Source organism: Mycolicibacterium brumae, from assembly GCF_025215495.1.
In the GTDB taxonomy this organism is placed as follows: Bacteria; Actinomycetota; Actinomycetes; order Mycobacteriales; family Mycobacteriaceae; genus Mycobacterium; species Mycobacterium brumae.
The window spans coordinates 2,705,346-2,728,677 of record NZ_CP104302.1 but is presented as its reverse complement, the minus strand read 5'-3'; the positions used below and the strand labels follow the sequence as shown (position 1 = coordinate 2,728,677).

Annotated in this window: 22 protein-coding genes and 2 pseudogenes; 13 read left to right on the top strand and 11 right to left on the bottom strand. The window is 68.9% G+C overall.

What is annotated here, in order from left to right:
• Window positions 1–108: 108 nt before the first annotated feature.
• Window positions 109–1,287, bottom strand: a complete 1,179-nt coding sequence (locus tag L2Z93_RS13290; RefSeq protein ID WP_090586111.1) for an NAD(P)/FAD-dependent oxidoreductase — start codon at window positions 1,285–1,287, stop codon at window positions 109–111.
• A gap of 155 nt (window positions 1,288–1,442) precedes the next feature.
• Between L2Z93_RS13290 and L2Z93_RS13285 the strand changes: the two genes are divergently transcribed.
• From L2Z93_RS13285 to L2Z93_RS13275, 3 genes are all read left to right on the top strand, one after another.
• Window positions 1,443–2,219, top strand: coding sequence for a TetR/AcrR family transcriptional regulator (locus L2Z93_RS13285; protein ID WP_370745848.1), 777 nt, complete (start codon window positions 1,443–1,445; stop codon window positions 2,217–2,219).
• A 136-nt stretch (window positions 2,220–2,355) separates the two neighbouring features.
• On the top strand, window positions 2,356–3,330 hold the full coding sequence (nrdF, locus tag L2Z93_RS13280) for a class 1b ribonucleoside-diphosphate reductase subunit beta (protein ID WP_090586109.1): 975 nt from the start codon (window positions 2,356–2,358) through the stop codon (window positions 3,328–3,330).
• A gap of 87 nt (window positions 3,331–3,417) precedes the next feature.
• On the top strand, window positions 3,418–3,741 hold the full coding sequence (locus L2Z93_RS13275; protein WP_090586106.1) for a DUF3349 domain-containing protein: 324 nt from the start codon (window positions 3,418–3,420) through the stop codon (window positions 3,739–3,741).
• On the opposite strand, the gene L2Z93_RS13270 is transcribed toward L2Z93_RS13275, so the two are convergent.
• The 3 genes from L2Z93_RS13270 to L2Z93_RS13260 all read right to left on the bottom strand — a co-directional run bounded on the left by L2Z93_RS13270 (window position 3,738) and on the right by L2Z93_RS13260 (window position 6,306).
• Complete coding sequence (locus L2Z93_RS13270) at window positions 3,738–4,787, bottom strand: NAD(P)-dependent alcohol dehydrogenase (protein WP_090586104.1); 1,050 nt, start codon at window positions 4,785–4,787, stop codon at window positions 3,738–3,740. The two genes, L2Z93_RS13275 and L2Z93_RS13270, sit on opposite strands and share 4 nt — an antisense overlap.
• 122 nt (window positions 4,788–4,909) lie before the next feature.
• The gene (locus L2Z93_RS13265) at window positions 4,910–5,185 is read right to left on the bottom strand and encodes a YciI family protein (protein WP_090586100.1); all 276 of its coding nucleotides are present in this window, start codon (window positions 5,183–5,185) and stop codon (window positions 4,910–4,912) included.
• 23 nt (window positions 5,186–5,208) lie between these two features.
• Window positions 5,209–6,306: an iron-siderophore ABC transporter substrate-binding protein gene (locus L2Z93_RS13260; protein WP_090586290.1), complete on the bottom strand. Its 1,098-nt coding sequence runs from the start codon at window positions 6,304–6,306 to the stop codon at window positions 5,209–5,211.
• A 217-nt stretch (window positions 6,307–6,523) separates the two neighbouring features.
• Between L2Z93_RS13260 and ctaD the strand changes: the two genes are divergently transcribed.
• From ctaD to L2Z93_RS13225, 7 genes are all read left to right on the top strand, one after another.
• Complete coding sequence (ctaD, locus tag L2Z93_RS13255) at window positions 6,524–8,236, top strand: aa3-type cytochrome oxidase subunit I (protein ID WP_090586288.1); 1,713 nt, start codon at window positions 6,524–6,526, stop codon at window positions 8,234–8,236.
• 31 nt (window positions 8,237–8,267) lie between these two features.
• Window positions 8,268–9,503, top strand: coding sequence for a phosphoserine phosphatase SerB (serB, locus tag L2Z93_RS13250; protein ID WP_090586096.1), 1,236 nt, complete (start codon window positions 8,268–8,270; stop codon window positions 9,501–9,503).
• Window positions 9,504–9,905: 402 nt separating this feature from the next.
• Window positions 9,906–10,739 carry an ABC transporter ATP-binding protein gene (locus tag L2Z93_RS13245; RefSeq protein WP_234786010.1) on the top strand — a complete coding sequence of 278 codons (834 nt, stop codon included), beginning with the start codon at window positions 9,906–9,908 and terminating at the stop codon, window positions 10,737–10,739.
• The gene (locus tag L2Z93_RS13240) at window positions 10,736–11,554 is read left to right on the top strand and encodes an NUDIX hydrolase (protein ID WP_090586090.1); all 819 of its coding nucleotides are present in this window, start codon (window positions 10,736–10,738) and stop codon (window positions 11,552–11,554) included. The genes L2Z93_RS13245 and L2Z93_RS13240 overlap by 4 nt, the downstream gene beginning before the upstream one ends.
• Before the next feature lie 2 nt (window positions 11,555–11,556).
• On the top strand, window positions 11,557–12,294 hold the full coding sequence (locus tag L2Z93_RS13235) for an enoyl-CoA hydratase (protein ID WP_090586087.1): 738 nt from the start codon (window positions 11,557–11,559) through the stop codon (window positions 12,292–12,294).
• A 9-nt stretch (window positions 12,295–12,303) separates the two neighbouring features.
• A complete protein-coding gene (locus L2Z93_RS13230) occupies window positions 12,304–13,311 on the top strand; it encodes a class I SAM-dependent methyltransferase (RefSeq protein WP_090586284.1) in 1,008 nt (335 codons plus the stop codon).
• A 38-nt stretch (window positions 13,312–13,349) separates the two neighbouring features.
• Window positions 13,350–14,513, top strand: a complete 1,164-nt coding sequence (locus L2Z93_RS13225; protein WP_090586080.1) for a THUMP-like domain-containing protein — start codon at window positions 13,350–13,352, stop codon at window positions 14,511–14,513.
• On the opposite strand, the gene L2Z93_RS13220 is transcribed toward L2Z93_RS13225, so the two are convergent.
• Window positions 14,506–16,059 carry an alanine/glycine:cation symporter family protein gene (locus tag L2Z93_RS13220; protein WP_090586077.1) on the bottom strand — a complete coding sequence of 518 codons (1,554 nt, stop codon included), beginning with the start codon at window positions 16,057–16,059 and terminating at the stop codon, window positions 14,506–14,508. The genes L2Z93_RS13225 and L2Z93_RS13220 overlap by 8 nt on opposite strands.
• A 140-nt stretch (window positions 16,060–16,199) precedes the next feature.
• On the opposite strand from L2Z93_RS13220, the gene L2Z93_RS13215 reads away from it, so the two are divergent.
• Window positions 16,200–16,901 (top strand): esterase, encoded by a 702-nt coding sequence (locus L2Z93_RS13215; RefSeq protein WP_090586071.1) that lies wholly within the window; start codon window positions 16,200–16,202, stop codon window positions 16,899–16,901.
• Window positions 16,902–16,911: 10 nt separating this feature from the next.
• Here the strand turns inward: L2Z93_RS13215 and L2Z93_RS13210 are convergent, their stop codons facing one another.
• On the bottom strand, window positions 16,912–18,201 hold the full coding sequence (locus tag L2Z93_RS13210) for a BamB-related PQQ repeat family beta-propellar protein (protein ID WP_090586069.1): 1,290 nt from the start codon (window positions 18,199–18,201) through the stop codon (window positions 16,912–16,914).
• A 99-nt stretch (window positions 18,202–18,300) separates the two neighbouring features.
• Here L2Z93_RS13210 and L2Z93_RS13205 point away from each other — a divergent pair, with 99 nt between their 5' ends.
• A complete protein-coding gene (locus L2Z93_RS13205) occupies window positions 18,301–19,044 on the top strand; it encodes an acyltransferase (protein WP_090586065.1) in 744 nt (247 codons plus the stop codon).
• 52 nt (window positions 19,045–19,096) lie between these two features.
• On the opposite strand, the gene L2Z93_RS13200 is transcribed toward L2Z93_RS13205, so the two are convergent.
• The 3 genes and pseudogenes from L2Z93_RS13200 to L2Z93_RS13190 form a co-directional block, all read right to left on the bottom strand.
• Complete coding sequence (locus L2Z93_RS13200; RefSeq protein WP_090586063.1) at window positions 19,097–19,915, bottom strand: SRPBCC family protein; 819 nt, start codon at window positions 19,913–19,915, stop codon at window positions 19,097–19,099.
• Between the two features lie 81 nt (window positions 19,916–19,996).
• Window positions 19,997–20,725, bottom strand: coding sequence for a carbonic anhydrase (locus L2Z93_RS13195; RefSeq protein WP_090586060.1), 729 nt, complete (start codon window positions 20,723–20,725; stop codon window positions 19,997–19,999).
• Window positions 20,726–20,808: 83 nt separating this feature from the next.
• Window positions 20,809–21,141 (bottom strand): annotated as a pseudogene (locus tag L2Z93_RS13190) (glycosyltransferase); the annotation flags it as partial.
• Between L2Z93_RS13190 and L2Z93_RS13185 the strand changes: the two are divergent.
• Window positions 21,133–21,285: pseudogene (locus L2Z93_RS13185) on the top strand (acetyltransferase); the annotation flags it as partial. The pseudogenes L2Z93_RS13190 and L2Z93_RS13185 overlap by 9 nt on opposite strands.
• A 40-nt stretch (window positions 21,286–21,325) precedes the next feature.
• On the opposite strand, the gene L2Z93_RS13180 reads toward L2Z93_RS13185, so the two are convergent.
• Both L2Z93_RS13180 and L2Z93_RS13175 read right to left on the bottom strand, forming a co-directional pair.
• Window positions 21,326–21,826, bottom strand: a complete 501-nt coding sequence (locus L2Z93_RS13180) for a DinB family protein (protein WP_090586055.1) — start codon at window positions 21,824–21,826, stop codon at window positions 21,326–21,328.
• Between the two features lie 268 nt (window positions 21,827–22,094).
• Window positions 22,095–23,324 (bottom strand): glycosyltransferase family 4 protein, encoded by a 1,230-nt coding sequence (locus tag L2Z93_RS13175; RefSeq protein ID WP_090586280.1) that lies wholly within the window; start codon window positions 23,322–23,324, stop codon window positions 22,095–22,097.
• Between the last annotated feature and the right edge of the window lie 8 nt (window positions 23,325–23,332).

Below are 23,332 nucleotides of genomic sequence, written 5' to 3'. Positions count from 1 at the left end.
GCGCGCACCTTCGCGCCCTAAAGACGGACCTGTGCGCACGCTCGCCCCGGGGCGGTCAGTGGCCGGTCTGGTCGTCGATGGCGGCGCCGACGGCGTTCTTCTGGGCGGCTACGAGGTCGAGGGGCTCTCGGCCTTCTTGTACAGCGTCTTGAGCATCCGGTCCCGGAAGGTGTGGTTGTCCAGCAGCTTCAGGCCGTACTCGGAGACCTTCGGGTAGCCGACCAGCTTGTGGAACATCCGGCCGCGCTTGTACTCGCGGCCCCACGCGGCTTCCATCCGGTTCTCGTAGTTGGTGAAGTCATCCGGGCCGCCGTTGGTCAGCGCGGCGACCGCGCACTCGCCGGCGGCCAGCCCGGACTCCAGCGCCTTGGAGATGCCCGCGCCGGAAACCGGCTTGCCCGCGCCGAGCGCGTCGCCGGCGAACAACACACCCGGGCGCCACGGCGGCCAGGCGGTGAAGCCCATCGGCAGCCGCCAGGCCCGCACCAGCTTGTTCTTCTTCAGGTGCTCGATCGGCGGCAGGTCCCAGTCCCGCGGCAGGGTGGACATGAACTCGCCCAGGAACGCCGTCGCGTTGATCTGCTGCCACTTGCGGTAGCTGTTGATGTAGCCCAGGCCGATATTGATCTGCCCCTCGCCGAACGGGAAGATCCAGGCGTAACCGGGCAGCTGGTCGCCCTGGAACAGCAGCTGCAGGTAGATCTCCAGCATGTCGGAGTCGGGGCGGTTGGCGGCCATCTCGGCGCGGATCGCGATCGCCGAGTAGCCGTTGTACTGCGAATCCAGGTTCAGCGCGCGCTTGACGGGGGAGTAGGCGCCGTCGGCGGCGATCACCGCGTCGGCGGCGATGGTCTCCCCACCCTTGATGGTCACCCCGGTGACCCGGCCGGTGGCGTCCTGGGTCGGGCCGACCACTTCGGCGGACTCCCGGACCTCGACGCCGCGGGCCGCGGCGTGGTGCAGCAACAACGTGTCGAGCACCGGCCGGCGCACGACGAGGCCGTAGTCGGGCATGCCGGGGCGGTGCGGGAAGCTGAGCGTCCATTCGCTGGGGCTGTACACGTGCACGCCGTTGACCCGGTGGAACTTCTTGAGCTCCTCGGTCAGGCCCATCTTCTGCAGGTAGCTCACCGCGCGGGCGGTCAGGCCGTCGCCGCAGGGCTTGTCCCGGGGGAACGCCGCCTTGTCCAGAATCACGACGTTCGCACCCATCTGCGCGGCCTGCCAGGCCGCGGCCGAGCCCGCCGGGCCCGCGCCAACGATGGCCAGGTCGAATCGCTTCGTCACCGGTTGAGCTCTCGCATTTCCTCGGCAGAATGTGAACGGGGTCATGGTAACCGAGGCCCCTGAGGCCGGCCCGGCGGAGGCGCAGCCGCCCGTCCGCGGCCGCGCGCAGGGTGTAACGGCAGGTCAGCCGGGTGGCTGCGAGTACAGTTTCTGGCGTGCGAATTGGGCCCAAGCTGACGAGTGCCAAGTCGGACGCCGCCGGAGCCCCACAGCGCACCGACGCGCGAACCGAACGGTGGCGCGAGCACCGCAAGAAGGTGCGCGCCGAGATCGTCGACGCCGCCTTCCGCGCCATCGAGCGCAATGGCCCCGATGTCAGCGTCCAGCAGATCGCTGAGGAAGCCGGCACCGCCAAGCCGAAGATCTACCGGCATTTCACCGATAAGTCGGATCTGTTCCAGGCGATCGGGGAGCGGCTGCGCGACATGCTGATGGCCGGGGTGTACCCGGCCGTCGACCTGGCCACCGAACCCGCCGCGGAGGTGATCCGCCGGGTGCTCGAGCAGTACGTGACGTTGGTCGACGAGAACCCCAACGTGGTGCGGTTCGTGCTGCAGGGCCGGTTCCCGGACCAGGCCGAGGCGACCATGCGGGTGGTCAACAAGGGCCGCGAGGTGGCCGTGGCGATGGCCGAATTGTTCAGCCACGAGCTGCTTGAGCTGGAACTCGATCACGACGCGCTGGAGATGGCGGCGTTCGCGACCTTCGGCACGGTGTCCTCGGCGACGGACTGGTGGCTGGGCCCGACGCCCGACAACTCCCGCCGGATGCCGCCGGAGAAGTTCGCCGACCACCTGGCGACCATCACCCTGGGCGCGATCACCGGCGCGACCTCGGTGCTCGGGGTGTGGATCGACCCGGAACGGCCGCTGCACGACGCGGTCCGGCGCAGGTCCTCCGCCGGCGCCGACGAGGCCGACGAGGAGAACTGACGCGACCCGCCGCGACACAAAGTGTTGTGTTCCGCGGAGTTGTCGGACACTAGTTGTAGTGTTGCGAATCACGGCGCCGGCAGCAGCTGCCGAGCCCGGCTGGTAGTCGCGTCAACGGTGTTCAAAGGGGTCCAGGGTGTCGGAAAAAATCAAGCTCGTCGACCGTGTTTCGGCCATCAACTGGAACCGGGTGCCCGATGAAAAGGACGCCGAGGTCTGGGACCGCCTGACCGGCAACTTCTGGCTGCCGGAGAAGGTCCCGGTGTCCAACGACATCCCGTCCTGGGGCACCCTGACTCCTCATGAGAAGCAGCTGACCATGCGGGTGTTCACCGGCCTGACCATGCTGGACACCATCCAGGGCACCGTCGGCGCGGTCAGCCTCATCCCGGACGCGCTGACCCCGCACGAGGAGGCGGTGTACACCAACATCGCGTTCATGGAGTCGGTGCACGCCAAGAGCTACAGCTCGATCTTCTCCACCCTGTGCTCCACCGCCGAGATCGACGAGGCGTTCCGCTGGTCGGAGGAGAACCCGAATCTGCAGCGCAAGGCCGAGATCGTGCTGGAGTACTACCGCGGCGACGAGCCGCTCAAGCGCAAGGTGGCCTCCACCCTGCTGGAGAGCTTCCTGTTCTACTCCGGCTTCTACCTGCCGATGTACTGGAGCAGCCGCGCCAAGCTCACCAACACCGCCGACATGATCCGGTTGATCATCCGCGACGAGGCCGTGCACGGCTACTACATCGGCTACAAGTTCCAGAAGGGGCTGGCGCTGGTCGACGAGGCCAAGCGCGCCGAGCTCAAGGACTACACCTACGAGCTGCTCTTCGAGCTCTACGACAATGAGGTGGAGTACACCCAGGACCTCTACGACGAGGTCGGGCTGACCGAGGACGTCAAGAAGTTCCTGCGCTACAACGCCAACAAGGCGCTGATGAACCTCGGCTACGAAGCGCTGTTCCCGCGGGATGAGACGGACGTGAACCCGGCCATCCTGAGCGCGCTGAGCCCCAACGCCGACGAGAATCACGACTTCTTCTCCGGCTCCGGTTCGAGCTACGTGATCGGCAAGGCCGTCGTCACCGAAGACGAGGACTGGAACTTCTGAGCCGTCCGCGGTGAACGGTCGGTGAACGCTGCGCCAACCGCCGCTTGAGCATTTGGCGTAGCCGCTTCGGCGTCGCACACTGATCGGGTGAACGTGACTTCGACGCTGCAATCGGTCCTGAACTGGCTCCGCGGGGGGTACCCGGAGGGTGTGCCCGGATCGGATCGGGTGCCGCTGCTGGCGCTGCTGCAGCAGACCCCGCTCACCGAGGACGAGGTGCGCCAGGTCATCCGCGAGCTGACCGACCCCGCGTCGCACGCGCTCGACGACGGCGCGATCGACCGCGATGAGATCGAGGAGTTCATCAGCGAGGTCACCCACCGGGAAGCCGACGACGCCGACGTCCGCCGGGTCGCCGGCAAGCTGGCCGCCGCAGGCTGGCCGCTGGCCGGCGTCGGCCGCAAGGACTAGATCGTCGAGGCGTCGATGACGAACCGGTACCGGACGTCGGAAGCCAGCACGCGCTCATAGGCCTCGTTCACGTACGAGGCGTCGATGACCTCGATCTCCGGGGTCACGCCGTGCTCGGCGCAGAAGTCCAGCATCTCCTGGGTCTCGGCGATCCCGCCGATCATCGAGCCCGACAGGCTGCGGCGCATCCCGGCCAGCGGGAACGGCGGCACCGTCATCGCGTGTTCGGGCATGCCGAGTTCCACCAGGGTGCCGTCGACCTTGAGCAGGCTCAGGTAGGCGCCCAGGTCGAGATTCGCCGACACGGTGTTGAGGATCAGATCGAAGCTGTTGCGCAGCTTCTTGAAGGTGTCCGGGTCGCTGGTCGCGTAGTAATGGCTTGCGCCCAAACGCAATCCGTCCTCCATCTTCTTCAGCGACTGGCTGAGCACGGTGACTTCGGCGCCCATCGCGGCGGCCAGCTTGACGCCCATGTGGCCCAGACCGCCGAGTCCGACGACCGCGACGCTCATGCCGGGCCCGGCCTTCCAGTTCCGCAGCGGGGAGTACAGCGTGATGCCGGCGCAGAGCAGCGGAGCGGCCGCGTCCAGGGCGATGGCATCCGGGATCCGCAGCACATAGTTCTCGTCGACCACGATGGACTGGCTGTAGCCGCCGTAGGTGGGGGAGCCGTCGCGACCGACGGAGTTATAGGTGCCGCGCATGCCGCCGCGGCCGGTGCAGTACTGCTCCAGGCCCGCGACGCAGTTCTCGCACTCCCGGCAGGAGTCGACGAAACACCCGACCCCGACCCGGTCGCCGACCTGATACCTGGTGACCTCCGAGCCGACCTCGGTGACCACCCCGGCGATCTCGTGGCCCGGCACCACCGGGTAGTTCGGGGCGCCCCACTCGGCCTTCACGGTGTGGATGTCGGAGTGGCAGATCCCGGCGAACTTGATGTCGAAGGCCACGTCGTGCGGGCCGACGTCGCGGCGGGAGATGGTGGTCCTGGCCAGCGGCTCGGTGGCCGACGTCGCGGCGTAGGCGGAAACAGTTTTGCTCATAACAGGCAGCAGCCTTCCAACTCGTTGATGTCTATCGAAAGAAACGGGTCGGGTGATTGTCCCCAGCCCCGAACCACCGTCACAACAAATCCGAGACCCCGATTAATCCCGATCGGAAGAGATCACAGCCCGGGGCCGCGCAACCCCGCGTTGAAACCCACGCGGTCGTACTCGGCCACGCCGGCGAGCAGGTACGGGTCGGTGGCGATCATCGCCTCGACGTCGGCGGGCTCGATGTCCGAGGTGACCAGGATTCCGCCGGCGCCGGTCTCCTGCCGGCCGGCCAACAGCAGCTTCCCGGCGTCGATCTGGGCCTTGACCCAGTCGATGTGCGCGGGCCGGGTCTGGTCGACCACCTCGATGGGCTGGGTGTAGGTGATGGTGAGGACGTGGTGCATGGCTGGATCCTTTGCGGTGCTGGTCAGTTGATCGGGGCGTTGAGCCACTGGACGTCGTCGAGGATGCCGCGCGCGGCGACCAGGCCGCGCCCGGTCTGCCACACCTCGTTGTTGACGACGAACACCCGGCTGTCCTTGGCGGCCGACAGTTTCCGCCAGGACTCGCTGTCCAGGATCGTCGGCGCATAGTCGCGGGCGGCCGCCGAGGCGAACGACACGTAGACGATGTCCCCGTCGGCGTCGGCGAAGTCCGCGGAATCCAGCGCGCCGTCGCCGATCGCGATGTCCTTCGACGGTGTGTCGGTGAAGCGCTGGGCGACGGGCCGGTCCGCGCCGAGGACCTCCAGCACGCTCGCCGGGAAGTTGTTCGCGCCGAACACCCGCACGCTGTCCTCGGTGAACTGCACGATCGACACCTGGAAATGGGTGGCGTCGATGGCCACCCCGGTGTCGCGCGCGGAGTTGTCGAAGTCCTCGACCAACCGCGCCGCCGCCTCGGACCGCCCGGTGGCCGCGCCGACCGCGCGCAGGTTCTCCCGCCAGTCCGCGCCGGGCGCGCCGGTGAACACGGTGGGGGCGATCGCGGCGAACTCGCCGTAGCTGCCGTGCTGCGACGCGGTGGAGCCGAGGATCAGGTCGGGGTGGGCGTCGGCGATCGCGGCGCGGTCCGGATTGTCCTGCGCCCCGGCGGCGGGCACGTCGTGCAGGACCGCCCCCAGGTACGACGGCTGCCCGCCGTCGGCGGTGGCGGTGGCGGCCGCGACGACGCGGGACTGCAGGCCCAGCGCGCACAGCGCGTCGAGCTGATCGCCGGACAGCGCCACGATCCGCTGCGGGTCGGCGGCCACGTCGACCTCGCCGCGGTCGGTGCCCGAATCCGCCCGGATGACGCCTTCGGCCTCCGGCGGCGCCGGTTCGGCGGGGCAGGACTCGTCGGGCCGGCGCTGGTTGCCCAGCACGTCCGCGCCGGCGACCTCGGTGACGCTGGTGACGACGCTGGTCGGCGGCGGGGTGACGGGGGTGCTGCCCTGCGGCGGGGTGCAGCCGCTGGACAGGGTCAGCACGACGGCGGCGGTGATCGCCACGGAGGCGGCGGCGACGCCCGGTCGCACGGCTGGCAACTGCACGGCCCGACGGTATCAAGTGGGGGAGCTCGACGCGTCAGCGCGTCGCTGCGGCGCCGCCTCTGACAGGTGCGTTCCTGCCAACTCGCTGCGATCTACGACGTATTGTCGGACCCACCCCGACAACAGCCAGGCGGGGGTTTAGGATCAGTGTCAGAAGTCGCCCTGGGGAGGGCTGTTCTCCCCGTGTGTATGGATGTGTTTGGAGGAGCTCTTGACCGCCGAAGCGCCCCCGCGGGGAGAACTTGAGGCCACCCGTCCGTACAAGGAACGGATTGGCCCCAAGGGCAACCTGATCTACAAGATGATCACGACGACCGATCACAAGCTGATCGGCATCATGTACTGCGTCGTGTGCTTCATCTTCTTCTTCGTCGGCGGCCTGATGGCCCTGCTGATGCGCACCGAGCTCGCGATGCCGGGCCTGCAGTTCCTGTCGAACGAGCAGTTCAACCAGCTGTTCACCATGCACGGCACGGCGATGCTGCTGTTCTACGCGACGCCGATCGTGTTCGGTTTCGCGAACCTGGTGCTGCCGCTGCAGATCGGCGCCCCCGACGTGGCGTTCCCGCGACTGAACGCCCTGTCGTTCTGGCTGTTCCTGTTCGGCGCGCTGATCGCCCTGGGTGGCTTCATCACCCCCGGCGGCGCCGCCGACTTCGGCTGGACCGCCTACACCCCGCTGAGCAACGCCATCCACTCGCCGGGCGCCGGCGCGGACCTGTGGATCTTCGGTCTGGCCGTCGGTGGTCTGGGCACCATCCTCGGTGGCGTCAACATGATCACCACCGTGGTCTGCATGCGCGCCCCCGGCATGACCATGTTCCGGATGCCGATCTTCACCTGGAACATGCTGGTGACGTCGATCCTGGTGCTGCTGGTCTTCCCGATCCTGACCGCCGCGCTGCTGGCGCTGGTCGCCGACCGACACTTCGGCGCGCACGTCTATGACCCAGCAAACGGCGGCGTCATACTTTGGCAACACGTGTTCTGGTTCTTCGGACACCCAGAGGTGTACATCATCGCGTTGCCATTCTTCGGCATCGTCAGTGAGATCTTCCCGGTGTTCAGCCGCAAGCCGATCTTCGGCTACACCACCCTGATCTACGCGACGCTGTCCATCGCCGCGCTGTCGGTGGCGGTGTGGGCGCACCACATGTACGCGACCGGCGCGATCCTGCTGCCGTTCTTCAGCTTCATGACGTTCCTGATCGCGGTCCCGACCGGCATCAAGTTCTTCAACTGGCTGGGCACCATGTGGAAGGGCCAATTGACCTTCGAGACACCCATGGTGTTCTCGATCGGCTTCATCTTCACCTTCCTGCTGGGTGGCCTGTCCGGCGTGCTGCTGGCCAGCCCGCCGCTGGACTTCCACGTCTCCGACACCTACTTCGTGGTGGCGCACTTCCACTACGTGCTGTTCGGCACCATCGTGTTCGCGACCTACGCCGGCATCTACTTCTGGTTCCCGAAGATGACCGGACGGCTGCTCGACGAGCGTCTCGGCAAGCTGCACTTCTGGCTGACCTTCATCGGTTTCCACACCACCTTCCTGGTGCAGCACTGGCTGGGCAACGAAGGTATGCCGCGCCGCTACGCCGACTACTTGGCGACCGACGGTTTCACCAGCCTGAACGTGGTGTCCACCTTGGGCTCGTTCATCCTCGGCCTGTCGGTGCTGCCGTTCGTGTGGAACGTGTTCAAGAGCTGGCGCTTCGGCGACGTCGTGACCGTCGACGACCCGTGGGGCTACGGCAACTCGCTGGAGTGGGCGACCAGTTGCCCGCCGCCGCGGCACAACTTCACCGAGCTGCCGCGGATCCGTTCCGAGCGCCCGGCGTTCGAGCTGCACTACCCGCACATGGTCGAGCGGATGCGTGCCGAGGCCCACGTGGGCCGCGAGCACACGCCGTCGCACAGCAATTGAGCCGCGTCCGACCGGTCCACGGCGGTAGCCGATGACGGCGCCTGATGCCATGGTGCTGATCACCGTCACCGGCGTGGACCGTCCCGGTGTCACCTCGGCGCTGTTCGCGGTGCTCTCGGCGTACAACGCGGAACTGCTCAACGTCGAACAGGTCGTCATCAACGGCCAGCTCACCCTAGGTGTGCTGGTGGCCGACCCCGGCGCCACCGGGCCCGGATCACCGTTCCGGACCGGCGTGGAAGCCGCGGTGCACGGCGTCGGGCTCAACGTCACCATCGAGCGCAACGACGGGATCCCCGTCGTCCGGCAGACCTCCACGCACAGCATCGTGGTGCTGGGCCGACCCATCACCGCCGGCGCGTTCGGCGTGCTGGCCCAGGAGGTGGCCCTGCTCGGGGTCAATATCGACACGATCCGCGGGGTCTCCGACTACCCGGTCACCGGCCTGGAGCTGCGCGTCACCGTGCCCGCCGGCGCCGACACCGCACTGCGCGAGATGCTGGCCCAGGTGTCGAGAGCCCAGGGCGTCGACGTGGCAGTCGAGGACTACGGATTGTCGCGGCGGGCCAAACGGCTGGTGGTTTTCGACGTCGACTCCACCCTGATCCAGGGCGAGGTCATCGAGATGCTGGCCGCCCGGGCCGGCGCCGAGGAGAAGGTCGCCGCCGTCACCGAGGCCGCGATGCGCGGTGAACTCGACTTCGCCGAATCGTTGCGCGAACGCGTCGCCACCCTGGCGGGGCTGCCGGCGTCGGTGGTCGAGGATGTGGCCGACGAGATCGAGCTGACCCCGGGCGCGCGCACCACGGTGCGCACCCTGCAGCGCCTCGGCTACCACTGCGGCGTGGTGTCCGGCGGTTTCCGCCAGGTCATCGACCCGCTCGCGCACGAGCTGGGACTCGACTTCGTGTCCGCGAACGTGCTGGAGATCGTCGACGGCAAGCTGACCGGCCGGGTGGTGGGCGAGATCGTCGACCGCCCCGGTAAGGCCAAGGCGCTGCGCAAGTTCGCCGCGGAGGCCGGCGTTCCCATGGGTCAGACGGTCGCCGTCGGCGACGGGGCCAATGACATCGACATGCTGTCGGCCGCCGGGTTGGGGGTGGCGTTCAACGCCAAACCCGCGCTGCGCGAAGTCGCCGACGCCTCGCTGAGCCACCCGTACCTGGACACCGTGCTGTTCCTGCTCGGTGTGACCCGAGCCGAGATCGAGGCCGCCGACCTGAAGGACGGCCTGGACCTGACCCGGATCGAGATCCCGCCGGCCTGATCGGGCACTTCGGGCAGTTCCGCGGTGGCGTCGTGCTGGCCTGCGCGTCGTGCTGGCCTGCGGGTCGAATGAGAAGCGTTGGCGGCTGGTGAGAACTCATGGCGCTTGGTGAGAGATCTGGGACGTGTTTTTCATCGATTGAGAAATACGGGCGGGGGTCTCTCGCACAACGTGTGCGTGGTTTCTCAATCGATGAAAACGACCGCCATCACGTCTCACGAACCGCCAACACTTCTCACTGGCCGCCATGAGTTCTCAACCGATGAGCGTCGTCACCACCACGTCTCACGAGCCGCCATCAGTTCTCAACCGATGAGCGCTGCCGCGGCTCGCCGGCCTGAGTCCGAAGACGCTCGCCGCGCCTGGGCCCGGGCTGAGGGGCCTGGTGACTACGATGAGCGTGTGCTGGATGAACCCACCGATCCCGATCTGCTGATCGACTTCCGGAAGGTCACCTTGCGCCGCGGCGGGCGGGTGCTGGTCGGCCCGGTCACCTGGCAGGTGGAATTCGATGAACGCTGGGTGATCCTCGGCCCCAACGGCGCGGGCAAGACGTCGCTGCTGCGGATCGCCGCGGCGATGGAGCACCCGTCGTCCGGGGTGGCCTACGTGCTGGGGGAGCGGCTCGGCCGCACCGACGCCGCCGAGCTGCGCCAGCGGGTCGGATTGTCCAGTGCCGCACTGGCGCAACGGGTTCCGGACGACGAGAAAGTGTCCGACCTTGTGGTCTCCGCCGGCTACGCGGTGCTCGGCCGGTGGCGGGAGAACTACGAGGCGATGGATTACGAGCGCGGCGTCGACATGCTCGAGAGCGTCGGCGCCGAGCACCTGGCCGACCGCCGCTACGGCACCCTGAGCGAGGGGGAGCGCAAGCGGGTGCTGATCGCCCGCGCCCTGATGGCCGACCCGGAGCTGTTGCTGCTCGACGAGCCCGCCGCCGGGCTGGATCTGGGCGGCCGCGAGGAGCTGGTGGCGCGGCTCTCCGATCTGGCCGACGACCCCGACTCGCCGGCCCTGGTGCTCGTCACCCACCACGTCGAGGAGATCCCGCCGGGCTTCAGCCACGCCATGCTGCTCTCGGAGGGCGGCGTCGTCGCCGCCGGCCTGCTCACCGAGGTGCTCACCGCCGAGAACCTGTCCAGCGCGTTCGGACAGTCCATCAGCCTCGACTTCATCGACGGCCGCTACTTCGCGCGCCGGGTCCGCACCCGGGCCGCGCACCGGAGGGCCCAATGAGCGAACACGTGGATGCTGTGAGCGCCCCGCCGCTGCCCGCCCGCCCCGCGGCGACGGTGATGCTGATCCGCGACACCGACGAGGGCCTGGACGTTTTCCTCATGCGCCGGCGGCGCAGCATGGATTTCGCCGGCGGGATGGTCGTGTTCCCCGGTGGCGGTGTCGACCAGCGCGACTACGACGCCGACATCGCCTGGCACGGCCCGCCGCCGTCCTGGTGGGCGCAGCGGCTCGGAGTCGACGAAGACCTGGCCCGCGCGCTGGTCTGCGCCGCGGCCCGGGAGACGTTCGAGGAATGCGGGGTGTTGTTCGCCGGCGCCGCCGACGATCCGGACCTGCTGGTCGACGATGCCCGGGTCTACAAGACGGCGCGCGCCGCGCTGGCCGAGGGCACGCTGTCCTTCAGCGACTTCCTGCGCGACGAGTCGCTGATGTTGCGCGCGGATCTGCTGCGCCCCTGGTCGAACTGGGTGACCCCGGTGGAGGAGCGCACCCGCCGCTACGACACCTACTTCTTCGTCGCCGCGATGCCCGACGGCCAGTTGGCCGACGGCGACAACACCGAATCCGACCATGCGGACTGGAGTTCGCCGGAGGCCGCGCTGGCCGATTTCGTGGCGTCGCGCAACATGCTGATGCCGCCGACCTGGTGCCAACTGGACTCGTTGACCGGCCGCAGTGTCGAGGAGGTGTTGGCCGTGGAGCGCGACCTCACCGCCATCGAGCCGAAACTGACTGTCTCCGGAGACAACTGGGACATCGAGTTCTTCGACAGTGAGCGCTACAACGCCGCCCGCGGCGGCCGGACACCGTGACGATGCGTGAATTCACGCACGTCCACACCAGCCCCGACACCCCCGGCGTGGGTCTGCTGGAGCTGTCCCGGCCGCCCACCAACGCGCTGACGCGGCAGTTGTGCCGGGAACTGGCCGACGCCGCGGCCGAGGTGGATCGGCGCGACGACATCGCCGTGGTGATCCTCTTCGGCGGCCACGAGATGTTCTGCGCCGGTGACGACACCCCCGAACTGCGGACCCTGGACGACGACGGCCTGGCGGCCGGCGTCCGGGTCCGCGACGAGGCGTTGGCGGCGGTCGCGGCGATCGGCAAGCCGACCGTCGCCGCCGTCACCGGATACGCCCTGGGCGCCGGACTGGCGCTGGCGCTGGCCGCGGACTGGCGGGTGGCGGGCGACAACGTCAAGGTCGGCGCGACCGAGATGCTGGCCGGGCTCATCCCCGGCGCGGCCGAGTTGACCCGGCTGACCGAGGTGCTGGGCCGCGCCCGCGCGAAGGAGCTGGTGTTCTCCGGACGGTTCATCGGCGCGGAGGAAGCCCTGGAACTCGGGTTGGTCGACGAGCTGGTGGCGCCCGACGGGGTCTACGACGCGGCGCTGGCGTGGGCGCAGCGGTTCGTCGCCGCCCCGGCCGGCGCGCTGGCCGCGGCCAAGGCCATCATCGACGGCCGATGCGGGCCGCAGGAGAGCCTGGCGCGGTACCTGGAGGTGTCCCGGGCGGCCCGGCGGGATTCCGAGACGGAGCACAGCACAGGCTAGGCTGTGCTGATGACCAGCACGGATGAGGTCCCGGCCCCCAACCCGCACGCCACGGCGGAGCAGGTCGAGGCCGCGCTCAAAGACAGCAAACTTGCTCAGGTTCTCTACCACGACTGGGAGGCCGAGAGCTACGACGACAAGTGGTCGATCTCGTACGACCAGCGGTGCGTGGACTACGCCCGCGGCCGGTTCGACGCGATCGTCCCCGACGAGGTGCAGCGCGAACTGCCCTATGACCGCGCCCTGGAACTGGGCTGCGGCACCGGCTTCTTCCTGCTCAACCTGATCCAGTCCGGGGTGGCCCGGCGCGGTTCGGTCACCGACCTGTCGCCCGGCATGGTGAAGGTCGCCACCCGCAACGGCCAGAGCCTGGGCTTGGACATCGACGGCCGGGTCGCCGACGCCGAGGGCATCCCGTACGAGGACAACACCTTCGACCTGGTGGTCGGCCACGCGGTGCTGCACCACATCCCCGACGTGGAGCTCTCGCTGCGCGAGGTGGTCCGGGTGCTCAAGCCGGGCGGACGATTCGTGTTCGCCGGCGAGCCGACCACCGTCGGGAACCGGTACGCCCGCGAGCTGTCCACGCTGACCTGGCGGGTCGCCACCAACGTCACCAAGCTGCCAGGCCTGCGGGACTGGCGACGCCCGCAGACCGAGCTCGACGAGTCCTCGCGCGCCGCCGCGCTGGAAGCCGTCGTCGACCTGCACACCTTCGAGCCCGCCGACCTGGAGCGGATGGCCCGCAACGCCGGCGCCACGCAGGTGGAGACCGCCAGCGAGGAGTTCACCGCGGCGATGCTCGGCTGGCCGGTGCGCACCTTCGAGGCCGCCGTCCCGCCTGGCAAGCTGGGCTGGGGCTGGGCCAAGTTCGCCTTCGGCAGCTGGACCTCGCTGAGCTGGGTCGACGCCAACGTGTGGCGCAAGGTGGTGCCCAAGGGCTGGTTCTACAACGTAATGGTGACTGGCGTTAAACCGCAGGACGGCACGAAGCCAGCTACCTCCGTGGACGGGTAGAGCACTGTGACTGGCGTGAAGCCGGAGGCCGACGCGTCCTGAACCTCAGCCTCGCCGACGTCGCCTACCTGACGTCCGACGCCGGGACGGCGGCGCTGGCGGAGGTCGCCGAGGCGCCGCTGACCGACCGGGTCGCCGAAATCTCCGCGCTGCGCGCCCGGCACGGCGAACGCACCCCGGCGCTGGTGGAGACCACATTGCTGCGCCGCCGGGCCGCCGCGAAAGGACTCGGTGAGCCACACTGGCTCTACACCGACGAGGCGCTGCAACAGGCCACCGCCGGACCGGTCGCCGCGCACCGCGCCGCGCGGCTGGCAGGCCGGGCGGCGCATGACGCGACCTGTTCGGTCGGGACCGAACTGGCGGCGCTGGCGCCGGTGGCCGGACCGCTGCTGGGCAGCGACCTGGACCCGGTGCGGCTGGCGCTGGCCGCGCACAATCTCACCGGCGCCGCACTGCTGTGTCGCGCCGACGCGTTGGCGCCGATCAGCCGCGACGCCGTCGTGCTGGTGGACCCGGCGCGGCGCAGCGGGGGCCGCCGGCGGTTCGACCCGTCGTCATACCAGCCGCCGCTGGACGCGGTGCTCGACGTCTACGCCGGCCGCGACCTGGTGGTGAAGTGCGCTCCCGGAATCGATTTCGCCGCGCTCGCGGACCTGGGCTTCGCCGGGGAGGTGGAGCTCACCTCATGGCGCGGCTCGGTGCGGGAAGCCTGCCTGTGGTCACCCGGGCTCGCCCAGCCGGGGGTTCGTCGGCGCGCCAGCGTGCTGGACCGCGACGAGACGCTGACCGACGCCGACCCAGAGGACTGCGCGGTCGGACCGGTCGGGCGGTACATCGTCGACCCCGACGGGGCAGTGGTGCGGGCCGGGTTGGTCCGCCAGTACGCGACCCGGCACGGCCTGTGGCAGCTGGATCCGAACATCGCCTACCTGTCCGGCGACACCGTGCCGGCCGGGATGCGCGGCTTCGAGGTGATCGAGGAACTGCCCTATAGCGAACGGCGGCTCAAGTCCGCGCTGGCCGCCGCCGACTGCGGCCCGCTGGAGATCCTGATCCGTGGGCTCGACGTCGACCCCGACGCGCTGCGCCGACGGCTGCGGCCCCGCGGCGGCGACCCGCTGACCGTGGTGCTCACCCGGATCGGCGCCGGGCCGTCGGCCCGCAGCACAGCGTTCGTCTGCCGGGCGGCGATCAGCTGAGCGAGGGCGCGGGGACCTTGTCCTTGCCGGTCTTCGGGTCGTAGTTCTCCCAGAACGTCGCGTTGCGGATGCCGAGCGCGATCGGGTCGAACATCGGGTCCAGTCCGGCCTTCTTTTGTTTCTCGAAGTCCCGCAACGCCTTGTAGGCCGGCTGTTGCAGGATCAGGATGCCGATGATGTTCAGCCAGGCCATCAGGCCGACGCCGATGTCGCCGAGCGTCCAGGCCTCCGCGGCGGTCGACACCGCGCCGCTCATCACCGAGATCAGGATCGCCGCCTGCAACACCATGGTCAGGTTGGAGCCGACAGTGCCGCGGATCAGCGGCACCGTGTTGGTGGCGGCCTTGCCGATCAGGAACCGCAGATTGGTCTCGGCCATGTAGTAGTAGGCGATGATCGTGGTCAGGCAGAAGAAAGCCAGCGAGATGGCGATGAAGCTCGAGCCGGCGCCGTGCCACAGCGTGTCGAACCCGATCTGGGCGTAGGCCGGCCCGACCTCCACCACTGCCGACGGCAGCGCGCCGCCCTCGGCGATGACCCGCCCGGAGGCGGACTCGCCTTCGAACACCCGGTAGGCGCCGGTGGACAGGATGAGGAAGCCCGTCGCCGAGCAGATGAACAGGGTGTCGACGTAGACCGCGAAGGCCTGCACGAGTCCCTGCTTGGCCGGGTGCGACACCTCGGCGGCAGCGGCGGCGTGCGGCCCGGTGCCCTGACCGGCCTCATTGGAGTAGATGCCACGTTTGACGCCCCACATCACCGCTGAGCCGATGATCGCGCCGAAGGCGGCGTCGGCGCCGAACGCGCTGGCGAACACCATCTGGATCAGCCCGGGCAGCTCGGAGGCGTTGGTGAACACGATGATCAGCGCGAACACGATGTAGAACACCGCCATGAACGGGACCACGATGGAGGCGAAGGTGGCGATTCGCTTCACACCGCCGATGATGATGAACGCCAACACGATCACCGTGCCGACCCCGGCCCACCAGGTCGAGAAGCCCCAGGCGTTGTGCATCGCCACCGCCATCGAGTTCGACTGCACGCTGGGCAGCAGCAGCCCACAGGCCAGCACGGTCACCGCGGCGAAGATCAGGCCGTAGATCTTGAACAGCGGCGCGGCCTTGGTGTGCGCGAGAGCCTGGCTGAGGTAGTACGCCGGGCCGCCGCGGTACTCGTAGGTCAACCGGTCTCGGACCTTGTAAATCTGGCCCAGCGTGCACTCCACGAACGAGGTCGAGGCTCCCAGGAACGCCACCGTCCACATCCAGAACATCGCGCCGGGCCCGCCAAAGGCGATGGCGGTCGCCACACCCGCGATGTTGCCGGTGCCGACGCGGCCGGCCAGCGACATCGTCAGCGCCTGGAACGACGAGACGCCCGACGGTGATTTCTCACCCTTGACCATCAGGCGCACCATCTCGGGGATCTGACGCACCTGCACGAAGCGCGACCGGAAGGAGAAGTACACCCCGGCGGCCAGGCACAGGAAGATCAGCGCGTTGCTCCAGATGTATCCGTTGAGGGTGTCGAGGAATTCGCTCATCGGGCGCGGCCTCCGGTTGTTGAACGGATGATGACGGTCAATCGTCGCAGGAGCGAACAGCGTCCGCACGGCGTATCGGACTTTGGCGGCTTGAGCTGCGGTTTTCGGCGCTCGGGCGGCGCGGCGGTATCGTGTGACCAATGCGCATCTCGATTCCCGCGGGCCTTTCCGCGGCGCTGGCCGTCCTCGTCGTCGCCTCCGGCGCCGCCGCTCCGGCCGCCGTCGCCGCCCCGCCCAAGTGCACCGACATCGACACCGAACTGGTGGCCAACAACTGCGTGCAGAAGATCGTCGACCCGGGCTACACCGTCGACATCAGCTTCCCGTCGATCTTCCCGAACCAGAAGCCGGTGCTGGAGTACGTCAAGCAGACCCGCGACGGATTCCTGAACCTGGCGAAGGGCTCCGGCGCCCGGCTGGCCCCGTACACGCTGGAGATGAAGTCGCTGGAGTTCAACTCGTCGGTGCCGCCGCGCGGCACCCAGACCCTGGTGCTGGAGACCTTCGAGGACACCGGCGGCGCGCACCCGAGCAGCTTCTACAAGGCGTTCAACTGGGACCAGGGCTACCGCAAGGCGCTGACCATCCCGACGTTGTTCCGCGAGGGAACCGACCCGATCCCGGTGATCGAGCCACTGGTGCAGGCCGAGATCGCCCGGCAGTTTGGTGACGGGACCGTGATCAGCGACGCCGTCGCGGCCAACCCGGACACCTACCAGAACTTCGCGCTCACCAACGATGAGATGATGTTCTTCTTCGACCGTGGCGCGGTGCTCGCGGAGTCCTTCGGCGCCATCGTGGTGTCGATTCCGCGCGAAGCCGTCGCGCCGATGTTCGCCTGACTCTCGCCTGTCAGTCCTCCGCGGGGGTGAACCCGTAGACCTGGCCGTCGCTGGTGGCGGCGATCACCGAACCGTCGGCGGCCAGTGACACCCCGACCGGGAACCCGGTGGCCTCCGGCAGCGGGTAGGAGTTGACGGTGCTGCCGTCGGCGGGGTTGAACGCCAGCAACGCCATGCCGTCGTCACCGTCGGCGCTCACCACGTAGGCGACGTCGTCGCCGGCGCGGCTGGCGGTCGTCAGCGGGGTGACGTCGTCGCGACGCCACACCTCGCTGGCCTGCTCGCCTTCGTCGCGCAGCGCCACCAGCTCGGCGCCCGGGCCGCCGCCGACGATGATCGTGCCGTCCGGCGCCACCGTCGGGGGAGTCTGCGGCTGGAACTTCATCGCGGCCGACCATTTGACCTCGCCGTCGCCACTGTCGAGCGCCCACAGTTTGCGGTCCCGGCCATTGACGTACACGGTGCGCCCGTCGGCGGACAGCGCCGGAGCGGCCAGCACCCCCGCCTTGACGGCGTCGCTGCTCCACTCCTGGCGCACCAGCGGGGACTCACCGGGCCGGTATCGCAGCCCGACCAGCGTCGAGGCGTCCGAGCCGGGTTCCCGCAGCCCCAGCACGATCATGTTCGACTTCGCCGAGAACGCCGGCGCCGCGGGGATCGGGCACTCCGGCCCCGAGGACGCGCAGTCGGCCAGCCCGCGCAGCGAGTCGGTCGGATCCAGGCCCTTGACCAGGTCCAGCGGGGTGCCCTCGACGGTGCCGCGGTGGGCGTTGAACACCAGCACCTGCCCCAGATGGGTGACCACCAGCAGCTCACCGCCGGCGACCAGCCGCGGCGTCTGCGGCTGGCCGATGACGGGCTGGCGCCAGCGGATCCATTGGGTGGGCGGGAAACTCAGGATCGCGCCGGGCTGACCGACGTAGAGATTGTCGAAGCCGTCGATCAGCGGGGAGGTGAAATTGCCGCCCGGCCACAGCCGCGTGCACCAACGCTGCCGGGCGTTGTTGTCGATCTCCCAGACCATCAGGGTGCAGCCGTTCTCACTCTCGGCGTTGAGCGCCAGATAGTTGAACGAGCCCAGCGCCCCGGCCGCGCCGAGGGTCCCCTTGACCGACCGCGTCCAGGTCGGCTCTAGATCTGTAGCGCCCTCGCGGTCGACATAGCTGCTGTTGGCGGCGTCACCGTACTGCGCCGACCAGCCCAGCGACGGCGCCGCGTCGACCCAGTGGCTGTTGTCGCCGCAACCGGCGACGCCCAGAAGCGCCAGTGCCGAGGTCACTGCGCCGATGCGCCGAAGCACCAGTGTCGTCCCCTTACCGATCCGATCACCCGATTCTCGGGTGTCACGAGGGTAACGCGTTGTCTCGCCGCCACCGTCGGGCCGATAGGCTTTGCGGCCATGACGACCATGTGGGGCGCTCCGATCCACAAGAGGTGGCGGGGTCAGCGGCTGCGCGACCCGCGCCAGGCGAAGTTCCTGACCCGTGACTCACTGCGCTGGGTGCTGGCCAACAAGGCATATACGCCGTGGTACCTGGTCCGCTACTGGCGGCTGCTGAAGTTCAAGCTGGCCAACCCGCACATCATCACCCGGGGCATGGTTTTCCTGGGCCGGGGTGTGGAGATCCAGGCAACCCCGGAGCTGTCCCAGATGGAGATCGGCCGCTGGGTGCACATCGGGGACAAGAACACCATCCGCTGCCACGAAGGGTCGCTGCGCATCGGGGACAAGGTGGTGCTGGGTCGCGACAACGTCATCAACACCTACCTGGACATCGAACTGGGTGACTCCGCGCTGATGGCCGACTGGTGTTACGTCTGCGACTTCGACCACAAGATGGACAACATCGAGATGCCGATCAAGGACCAGGGCATCGTCAAGAGCCCGGTGCGGATCGGGCCGGACACCTGGATCGCGACCAAGGTGACGATCCTGCGCGGCACCCGCGTCGGCCGCGGCTGCGTGCTCGGCGCGCACGCCGTCGTCAAGGGCGACATCCCGGACTACTCGATCGCCGTCGGCTCGCCGGCCAAGGTGGTCAAGAACCGCAAGGTGGCGTGGGACGCCACGGCCGAGCAGCGCGCGCAACTGGCCGCGGCGCTGGCCGACATCGAGCGGAAGAAGGCCGCCGAGCCCCGCTAGGGAGCGGGGCCAATGTGCGCCGCCCGCAGGAGCGCGGCGGCGCGGGCGAACGTCAGCAGGCCGGCACGGCCGGTGGCGGGCCGATGTTCTCGCTGAGCCAGTCCCGCCAGCTGTCCTCGACGCCGGCGGCGCGGTCGGCGGCGTCGTCGCCGTAGAAGTAGCAGATCACGTTGGCGTTGACGCGCTCCCCGGCGTCATAGGTCCCGATCAGGGCTGCCCCGGCGCCCGGCTGGGTGAGCCGCAATAGGAGATAGCGCTGCTTGTTGTCCTGGCTGACGCGTTCCACCACACCGGTCAGGGTTTGCGGTCCCGGGGTGAGGGACCGTTCATCCCCGACATCGGCGCCCGCCAGCCCGAGCAAGCTGGTCAGGGTCTTCCAGGCGCCGGCGTGCGCGGCCGTGGCGGCGGCGCCCGTCGCGCCCACGGTCACCGCCGGCAGCCCGGCGAAATTCGCGAGGTAAAGGCGCAGCACCTCGAAACAGCCTGGCCAACCGGCCTCGAATCCCTCCAGGTGGGGATCCCATTCGTCGGATCCCGACTCCAGCGTGTGCCTCATTCGGAGCAGGGCGCCGTCGGGCCTGCCGGTCACGCTGATCTCGGTGGTGAGCGGCGGCGCATTCCCGGCCCAATCGCGTTCGACGTAGCCGAGTCGCCGCGGCGGGTCCCAGACGGTGATCTCCGCAATGGATTCGCCGTAATCGCCCAGGTCGAACACCACCGTTCCGCCGACCCGCCCGTCGATCTGGGTCGGCGTGAACCAGGCGGCGTTCCCGGGTCCGGTGGCGACCGCCTGCCACAGCTGATCCGGCGTGCCGGGCACGACCAGTTCCATTTCGACCCAGCGGAGATCGTCGCTGTGTTTCACCGGCATGCGGGTCTCCCTTCGCGGTCACCTGTTCTCCACGGTACGTAACCGCGTCGCTTCAGTGGGAAGCCCTCAGCCGGGCGCGGCTCAGAGCAGCTCGACTTTGCCGTCGTTGTCGAGACTGTAGTAGGCCGCGATGACTCGGAGCTTGCCGGCCGCGACCGCGTCGGCCACCACCGTGGATTTCAGCAGGGTGTCGCGGGACTGCACGGCGTTGAGGCGGACCGCGGTGTCGAGGAGATCCTCGCCGGGGTCCTTCTGCGCCTCGTGGACGGCCGGAGTGATCAGCTTGACGATCTCAGCGATCGCCCCGTGCGGAGCCTCGCCGCTTTCCACGCTGTCCACGGCGGCCTCGACCGCCCCGCAACGGGTGTGCCCGACGGTCACGATCAGCGGGGTGTGCAGGTGGTCGACCGCGTATTCGACACTGCCCAGCTCCGACGGGCCGATCACGTTGCCGGCCACCCGCACCACGAACAGATCGCCGAAACCCTGGTCGACCAGCAGTTCCGGCGGGACCCGGGAATCCGAGCAGCTCACCAGCACCGCGAATGGCTTCTGCCCGCCGGCCACATCTACCCGGGCGTCAGGGTGCTCACCGGGGTGCATCTGCTCGGCGGTGACGAAGCGCTGATTGCCCTGCTTGAGGGCCTCCAGCGCGGTGTCGGGATCGGTGATCGGCCCGCGCGGAGTGAGCGACGGGGTGGCGGCCGTGTCGCCGGTTGGGGTTTTGCTGTCGCAGGCGGTCAGCGCGGCTGCGGCCGCGGTGGCTCCGGCCAGGCCGAACCAGGTGCGACGAGAGAATTTGCTGGGCATGGGCTATTTGACCATGCCCACTCGGCCGAGAGGTGCCGAACCGGGCCAAATCCGCTCGACGGAGTGGGACCGGGAATTCGGTGTCAGCCGTAGTCAGGAAGGGGGCGCTCGACGATGATCCGGTGCGGCTGCGGCGACAGCTCGCCGCGCTTGGCGGCCAGGTACACCTGTCCGGTCCGTTCGACGACGGTTTGCCAGGAAAAGTCGGAGGTGAGCCGGGCGCGGGCCGCCATCGAACGCTGTTGCGCGGCGAGCGCGGCCACATCCCGGGGTGGGAAGGACAACCTGGTCTCCCCGTCGATGACGGCCCCGCCGAGGCCGCCGGCTGATGAGCTCACCAGTGGGATGCCGGCCGCAGCCGCCTCCAGCGCGACGATCCCGAACGGTTCGTAGTGCGACGGCAGCACGGCGACATCCCGGACTACTCGATCGCCGTGGGCTCGCTGGCCACGGTGGTCAAGAACCGCAAGGTCGCCTGGGACGCCACCGCCGAGCAGCGCGCGCAACTGGCCGCGGCGCTGGCAGACATTGAGCAGAAGGAGGCCGCTGGGCCGCGCTGAGGCATGGCGTTGACCTGCCCGAATCCCTCGCGCTGGTCGGCTACGACCGATAGGCCGCGCCTACACCGGCGATCTGTTCGCGCAGGATGTCGCCGTGGCCCGCATGTCTGGCGAACTCCTGGATGAGCATCAGCAGCGCCCATCGCATGCTGACGGCTCCTTCCCGAGGGTTGTCCTTGGTGTCGTCGAGCGAGAAGCGCGAGGCGATCTCGCGTGATCGCTGGCTTGCGCGCTCGAACTCGGCGATGACGTCTGCCAGCGACTCGTCGTCTGCGACGGCGAAGGTCCCCTCGTCTCGACGTGAGTATCCGTCGCATTCGGATTCGTCGAGTCCTGGCCAGAATCGTTGGAACCAGATTCGTTCTGCTCCAGCGGCGTGCTTGAGTAGGGAGATCGGTGTCGTCAGGGAAGCGACGAGTCGTCGGCGGGCGTCGGCTTCAGATAAGCCACGGGCGGTCGCGATGAGCGCCTGGCGGTTGCGGTCGAGGATGTCCTCGATGATCACTCGCTCGGTGCCGGTGGTGATTCCATTGAGAGTCACGGTCTGTCGATCTTTCTGTGGTGTGAACGTGGTCCTGCCTCTGGCGTAGGCAGCGGTGGGGCATTGCAGAAGCGCCATCGATCCAGACGCGTCTGATGCCGCTGGATGATGTCGGGCAGGGGATTTCGATCCGCTTGCCGCGGGAATCGCCGCGTGTTCGGCGAGATGAGGCGGGCGGCAAAGAATGCCGCGAAACCTGCAGGATGGCGTTGACACCACCTGGTGTCACCCTATCGCAATGTCGATGTAGTGGCAGATGCCTATTCAATCAGCCGTAATCCGGCAGCGGACGCTCGACGATGATCCGGCGCGGCTGCGGCGCGCGCACGCCGCGCTTGGCGGCCAGGTACACCTGACCGGTCCGCTCGGCGACGGTGTGCCAGGCGAAATCCGACGTCAGCCGGGCCCGGGCGGCGCGGGCGCGCCGCTGCGCGGCGGCCGGGTCGTCGAGCGCCCGGCGCACCGCGGCGGCCAGCGCGGCCACATCCCGCGGGCCGAAGCTCAACCCGGTCTCACCGTCGATGACGGCCTCGCCGAGGCCGCCTGCCGTCGAGGCCACCAGCGGGATGCCCGCCGCGGCCGCCTCCAACGCGACGATCCCGAACGGTTCGTAGTGCGACGGCAGCACCGCCACGTCGGCGCGGTGCAGCAGGGTCAGCAGCTGCCGGTGGTCAACGCGCCCAACGAATTTCGTCGCCTTGAGCACCTTGTGCCGGCGCGCGGTCTCGATCAGGAAATCTTCCTGGGTGCCGTCGCCGGCGACGGTGAGGGTGGCTCCCGGATGGGTGCGACGGACCCTCGGCAACGCGGCGATGGCGTCCTGGACGCCCTTCTCGTACTCCAGCCGGCCGAAGTAGAGCAACTCGGGCGGCCCGTCGTGAGCGCGGCGAGTGGCGAACGGCCAACCGGTCGTGCAGATCCCGTTGGGGATGACGCTGGTTTCAGCCAGACCCGGCCCGAACAGCCGGGTGATCTCCTCGCGCATGGACGCCGAACAGGTGATCAGCGCGTCCGAGTCGTGGGCGAGCCAGGACTCAAGCGCGTGCACCTGCCGGCTCACCTTCCCGGCAACCCAGCCGGAATGCCGGCCCGCCTCGGTGGCGTGGATGGTGGAAACCAGTGGCACATCGAAGAATTCGGCCAGCGTGATGGCCGGGTGGGCGACCAGCCAGTCGTGCGCGTGCATCACGTCGGGACGCCAATCGCCCAGCGCCAGGCCGGCGCGGGTCATCGCATGGCCCATCGCCAGCACCCAGGCCATCATGTCCTCGCCGAAGCTGAACTCGTGCGGGTCCTGGGCTGCGGCCACCACCCGCACGCCTTCGCTGACCTCGTCGGTGCTGGGGTGCGAGAGCGGATCGGTGCCGGTGGGCCGGCGCGAGAGCACCACCACCTCGTGGCCGGCGGCGGCCAGCTCGGTGGCCAGGTGATGGACATGGCGTCCCAGCCCGCCGATCACCACCGGCGGGTACTCCCAGGAGACCAGCAGCACCTTCATCGCGTGTT